Consider the following 5,728-nt stretch of genomic DNA (forward strand, 5'->3'; position numbering starts at 1 on the left):
TCGCCCAGGTGTAGTAGGCCACGGCCGGGGCCGAGAGCGCGGCGGTCTGCAGAATCGCCTTCGGGTGCTCACGCAGCAGCTCAAGTAGACGTGCTGGCGCAGACTTCTGATCAACGGCGGCACTTGCTTCGAATTCGGGGGTTTCGTCGGCGCGCGTGCGAAGGATGAGTCCGATGACACCGAGGATGCCACCCACCAGGAACGGGATGCGCCACCCCCACGCCGCAAGATCGGCTTCGGACAGGGTTGCCGTCACGATTGCGGCGGAACCGGTTGCCGCGAGGGTCGCCAGACCGCTCGCCATGTTCGTGAACGAACCGTAGAGGCCCCGTTTGTTCGGCGGGGCATGCTCGACCATGAACGCGATGGCGCTCTGTCCTTCACTGCCGGCCGAGATGCCCTGGATGATGCGTGCCACGACGAACAGGACCGGTGCGGCGTAGCCGATAGTCGCGAAAGACGGTGTGAGGGCGATGATCAGGGAACCGACCGCCATGCCGGAGACGCACAGCGTCAAGACGGTCCGTCGGCCGAAGCGGTCGGCCAGCGGGGAGATGATGATCCCGCTGAGTGGACGAACCACGAACCCGATCGCGTAGGTGAGAAGCGCTGCCATCAGCGATGCGAACGGAGATTCGCTGGGGAAGATCTGAGACGAGAACACGGCTGCCAGAAGGCCGTAGATGTACCAGTCGTACCACTCCACGAAGTGGCCGACCGTGCCTGCGAGCATGTTGATGGGGCGACGCGGAGCAACGAGCGTCGTGGGCGGACCCGAGGGGTTCGAAGTGCCGACGGCATCTTCAGGGTTGGTCATGAGTTATCCTTCGGACAGGTGTTGGGCGGTGGGGCACTCTTGGCGCGTAGCTGCTGCGGGCACGCCAAATCAAGCCTCGTGCAAGCTGTTTCACCAGATCTGACGTGATGTGTCAGATCGGGTGCCGATCTCCTCCTTCGGGGTAGGTGCGATGGGCCTATGACTATGGGACGAGGCTGCGGTCAGCGCTCATCGTTGAATCGCATTGGTTGCGTGGCTCGCCCATTGGCGACCTTCTTGCTCTCGAGTTGGCAGCCCAGCGGCCTCGAGCACCTGGTCGAGCAGCCGTTGTGTCGCAACGGCGTCGCGCCCGGACGTCAATGGCGGCTGTCGATCGACGATGCGGTCGAGGAAGTGGTGCACGGCCGCGGCAAAGCCGAGGGTTTCGGTCGCAGTGGCCCAGCCGAATGCCTCCGCGCTGAGCTCGCGGCTGGTGGTCCTGCCGTCGACGGTGATCGAGACAGACTCTGGAGCACGTACTTCGGCGGAGCGCCCGGAGCCGTAGGCGTCGAGCTTCTCGCTCCACGCACCGGCGGTGCGTGCTGCCATCAGTACGCCGGTAGCGCCGGTATCGAAGCGGATCATCGCTGCGGTGCCGTCTTCTTCCCATGGGTCGTCGCCCGCGGCGTGCGCGGTCACCTCGACGGCTTCGCCTGCGCAATACCAGCGCAGCAGGTCGACCATGTGGATGGCGTTCTCGAACGTGGCCCGGTATTCCGAACCGGGCCGGTTCTTCTGGGCGACGCAGAACGTGGCTCCGGTGGCACCGAATATCTCGCGCCCGGTCACGTACACGGGGGCGTAGCGGCGGTTGAAGTCGACCATCAGGAGGCGGCCTCGTTCGTCGGCGAGGTCGGCCAGTCGCTCTGCCTCGTCGCTCGACGGTGCGAGCGGCTTTTCGCAGAAGACGTCGACGTCGCCGCGCAGGCAGGCCTCAACCGCGTGTGCGTGTTCCGAGCGGGGGGTCAACACGAACACCGCATCCAGGTGCTCGGCGGCGAGCATCTGCTCGACCGTCGCATAGCCTGCGCCGAAACCCCAGCGGCGCATCAGCGGCCCGGGGTCCGGGCGGCGCGAGACAAGCGCCGCCAACTCGACGTCCTCTCGGGTGACCAAGGTCGGCAGCTGCGCGATGGTCGCGATGTTGCCTGCGCCGATGACTCCGACTCGCGTCTTGGCTGGCGCGTTCATCGCGCACCATCCGCGACGGCCGTATTGGAGAGAATGCCACGGACGGCCAGCGCCGCTCGCGCGAAGCCAATTGTCGGCTCGGGCAGATCGGCTGGGTGCCAGCGGTATTCGTATTCGAGGGAGAGGACGTCGTCGTAGCCGAGGGTGGCTAGCGCCGGCAGGATGTCCGCCCAAGGCACGACGCCGTCACCGACGACGCGGGAGCGCACCGCGCGCTCGGAGGCCGAAACGCGGGCGGTTTCCGTTGCGCGGAATGGCGCATCGGGGTCGGTGAAGACGAGATCCTTGACGTGCACGTGGCCAATCAGGTCTCCCTGAAGGCGTAGCGCCTCGTCGTAGGACTCGTCGTGGGCGAACGTCAGGTTGGCCTGGTCGTAGAGGACACGCACGGCATCATGGCCCACTTCGCGCACCAGTCGCGCGGTCTCGGCCGCCGATTGCGTCATCGTCCCGAAGTGGTTTTCTACGCACAGGCGCACCCCCGCGGCCGACGCCTCGGGCGCCAGTGCGTATAGCGCGTCGACGAGACGGCCCCAGTGTGCCGCGTGGTCGTGGTCGCCCGGATGCCATGACCCCGCATAGACGCGGACTCGGTCGGCGCCCACGATCTGGGCAACCTCGATGGCACCTCGGAATTCGTCGACCGCTGTCTGCCATGGACCGTCGTCGAGATCGTTGATTCCCGTGGTGTACGGCGTCAATCCGATGATGGGGATCCCGGTGTCATCGGACGCCCGCCGAGCCTGCTCGGCTGCGCGCCGGTCGCGCGTCGGTAGGCCGCAGCGGTAATCGTCTTGATAGATCACCTCGGCTGCGTCGAGTCCGGCTGCGCTGAACAGCGAAAGCGCCTCGGGAACAGTCTGTTCCGGGGTTCCAAGGGTGTGGCCTGCAATCCGCATGGTCACTGGTCCTTTCTGGTGGTGTCGTCTGCTGCTGAATGCCATTCGGCGGGGCCGACCAGGGCGGGCGGGTCTGTGACCCGGGAGCGGTCGACGAGCTCCATCAGCAGTCCCCACGGGGTGAGGAAGTAGATCCATCGGTTGCCTGCGACGCTGGGGCTATCGCCGGCGACCTCCTTGCGATCGCCGAGCATTCGCACGCCGGGAATTTGACGGAGCACCGCCACCGCGGCGTCTACGTCGTCGACCACGAAGCAGAGGTGGTGTCCGCCTGCGTCACTGTGCCGCGGGTGCTCGGCGCGGCGGTCGGAGCTGCTCCACTCGAAGAGCTCCACGTTGAGGTTCGGCGGCATGCGCAGCATCGCCAGAGTCAAAGCCGCATCCTGCGGTACGTCGAAGTTCTCCGGCATGAAATCGGCGTCGGGCCCACGGGTCGAGCGGTACAGCTCGTCGGCGCCCAACGCTTCCACGAAGAACCGGACGGCCTCGTCGAGGTCGGGAACGGTGAACGCGGCGTGATCGGCGTACCGGAGGCCAGGGATGCGGGGCAGCTGCCCGACGGTGCGCGATGTCATGGGAGTAGCCCTGCGGTCGAGGCTCGCACCAGCAGCTCCGGTGTCAGTACGACGTGCTCGACCGATCCGTCTGCGGCCTTCTTCTCGGCCAGATCCATTGCGATGTTGCCCATGTCGGAGATCGGTTGCCGAATGGTGGTCAGCCCGGGGTTGAATCGCCCGCCCAGGCCGAGCCCGTCGAACCCGATGACCGAGACATCCGCGGGGACCCGCAGGCCTCGAGCGGCGAGGGCAGAGATCACCCCGAAGGCGGTCATGTCGTTGGCGGCGATGATCGCGGTGGGTCGGTGGGCCATGGCGACGAAGTGTTCGGCCGCCCGCTCCCCCGCTTCGGTATCCGCGCCGCCGTCGAGGACGACCGGGTCACCGTCGGCCAGGTCGCGGTAGGCATCCATGCGTTCGTGAGCGGTGTGCGAACCCGATATGCCCGAGACGTATCCGATCCGCCGGTGGCCGAGGCCGCGCAGATGCTCGAAGGCAAGTTCGATGCCGCGGCGGTTGTCGACGGTGACACTCGGCACGGTCGCGTGCTCGTCCACCCGGTCGATGACGACCACGCGCTGCCCGAAGTCGAAGCCGGCCAGCGCGTCGAGATCCACCCGCGTCGACGGCGCGACGATGCCGAACGGCGCGTAAAGGGCTTGCATTGCAGTCAGATAGCCAGCAGTCTGCCCGGCGTCGCCGTTGGTGACGCACAGCACCAGCTGATAACCGCGGTCGCCAGCAGCCTGGGTCATTGCATCGGCGAGTTCGGCGAAGAAGGGATTGGTGACGTTGGGCACGATCAGCGGAACGAAGGTACTCGCCCTCAAGCTCAATGCCTGGGCGAGGGGATTCATCGTGTAGCCGAGTTCTTGCGCGACGCGCAGAATGTGGTCTCGGGTCTCGGCCTTGACCGCTTGGGGTCGGGAGAAGGCGCGCGACACCGTCGAGCGATGCACACCCGCGGCCTTTGCGACGGCGTCGATGCTGTGATTAGACATGGCGTAATCCTTCTCGCTCGGTCTGGTAGGCGTGCCAGATGATTCGCATGACGTCCTCGAGCTCACCCAGGGTCGGCAATCCGCGGAACCCGTCGCCCAGTGTGCGCGCGACCTGCCGCACGAAGGGGTCATACAGAGGGTCGCTGTCCACGTCGAGGACGGCGCGCTCGGTACGGCCGTCGAGTGTCGTATACGAGGCCGAGCCATCGGATTCGATGGCAGCGAATCCCGAATCGCCCGCGGACGAATAGCTGCAGTAGCGCTTGAGTTTCGAGTCCGGGAATGCGTACCCCACCTCGACGATGGCCTCGCTGCCGTCCGGCGTCGTCAACATCAGAGTCGCGTGATCTTCGACCTTCCCCGCGTGCATGGCCGACGAGAGCGTCGCGCTGACGGTAGCGGCGGTACCGCCGGCTCGCTGCAGGAAGAGGTCGACGAAGTGCGGGCCCAGGTTGGCAAGGCAACCGCCGCCGGCCCTCTCCGGGTCGAGCATCCACGAGTTGCCGTTGCGGTCGTAGCGCTCCGGCGGCCCGGCGATGAAGGAGAGTCGCTGGTAGATCGGACGCCCAGCCCTGGCGAGCCAGTCGTCGACGGGACCACCACGCTGGATCAGCGGCACCGCGGCCGGGACCCGTGCCTCCTCAGCGGCGCGCCGCACCTCCTGCAGCTCGTGTAGGGAGGTGCCGAGCGGCTTCTCGACCACGAACGGAATCCGGCGTGCGATCAGGGCGAGGCACACCTCCGCCATCCGGTCGTGGGGGCTGAAGACGTAGGCCAGTTCGACGTCCGGGACGTCTAGCAGCCGCCGCCAGTCGGTGTCGACGGGGCAACCCCACAACTCAGCTAACTCATGCACCCGGTTGGGGTCGTCGGCGCAGACCCCGACGACGACGTGCTCCGCCGCCATCGCCGAGGCACACAGCGGGACGTGCCAGTGCGAAGCTCCGAAGACAACGGTCCGCGCGCGGGTCACGACGTCACCGTCAGGTCAGGGATGCGAAATGCGCCCCTAGCCTGCGCTTTGAGTAGACACATGGTCGCCCCCTTCCAAAATGAGACCGGTTGCTGCGACCGGTTGCATTTCAAGCTACGAGAGTGGGAGAGTGTTGTCAATCACATCTTCGATTTAGGGGAAAACATGCCTTCCAAGCTCGAGACACTGCGGACCATCGATGAATCCGGCGCAGTCCTCATCGTCCGGCTACCCGACACCGATACCGCCGAGCGTGTCGCGCATGCGGCGGTCGAAGGCGGCTTTCGCGC

At 66.3% G+C, this 5,728-nt stretch carries 6 protein-coding genes; all 6 read right to left on the minus strand.

Features of this window, described 5'->3' with window-relative positions; genetic code table 11:
• Positions 1-817: MFS transporter (locus tag ABW137_RS18345; protein ID WP_526402526.1), on the minus strand; the 817-nt coding region annotated here is incomplete at its 3' end.
• A 189-nt stretch (positions 818-1,006) separates the two neighbouring features.
• Positions 1,007-2,008 carry a Gfo/Idh/MocA family protein gene (locus ABW137_RS18350; protein ID WP_526402528.1) on the minus strand — a complete coding sequence of 334 codons (1,002 nt, stop codon included), beginning with the start codon at positions 2,006-2,008 and terminating at the stop codon, positions 1,007-1,009.
• On the minus strand, positions 2,005-2,907 hold the full coding sequence (locus ABW137_RS18355; RefSeq protein WP_526402529.1) for a sugar phosphate isomerase/epimerase family protein: 903 nt from the start codon (positions 2,905-2,907) through the stop codon (positions 2,005-2,007). Before ABW137_RS18355 ends, ABW137_RS18350 begins: the two co-directional genes overlap by 4 nt.
• 2 nt (positions 2,908-2,909) lie before the next feature.
• The gene (locus ABW137_RS18360; RefSeq protein WP_526402531.1) at positions 2,910-3,482 is read right to left on the minus strand and encodes a VOC family protein; all 573 of its coding nucleotides are present in this window, start codon (positions 3,480-3,482) and stop codon (positions 2,910-2,912) included.
• A complete protein-coding gene (locus tag ABW137_RS18365; RefSeq protein WP_526402533.1) occupies positions 3,479-4,465 on the minus strand; it encodes a LacI family DNA-binding transcriptional regulator in 987 nt (328 codons plus the stop codon). The genes ABW137_RS18360 and ABW137_RS18365 overlap by 4 nt, the downstream gene beginning before the upstream one ends.
• A complete protein-coding gene (locus ABW137_RS18370) occupies positions 4,458-5,438 on the minus strand; it encodes a Gfo/Idh/MocA family protein (protein ID WP_526402535.1) in 981 nt (326 codons plus the stop codon). The genes ABW137_RS18365 and ABW137_RS18370 overlap by 8 nt, the downstream gene beginning before the upstream one ends.
• Positions 5,439-5,728: the final 290 nt, after the last annotated feature.

It is taken from the genome of Mycobacterium sp. (genome assembly GCF_040509115.1).
GTDB lineage: Bacteria > Actinomycetota > Actinomycetes > Mycobacteriales > Mycobacteriaceae > Mycobacterium.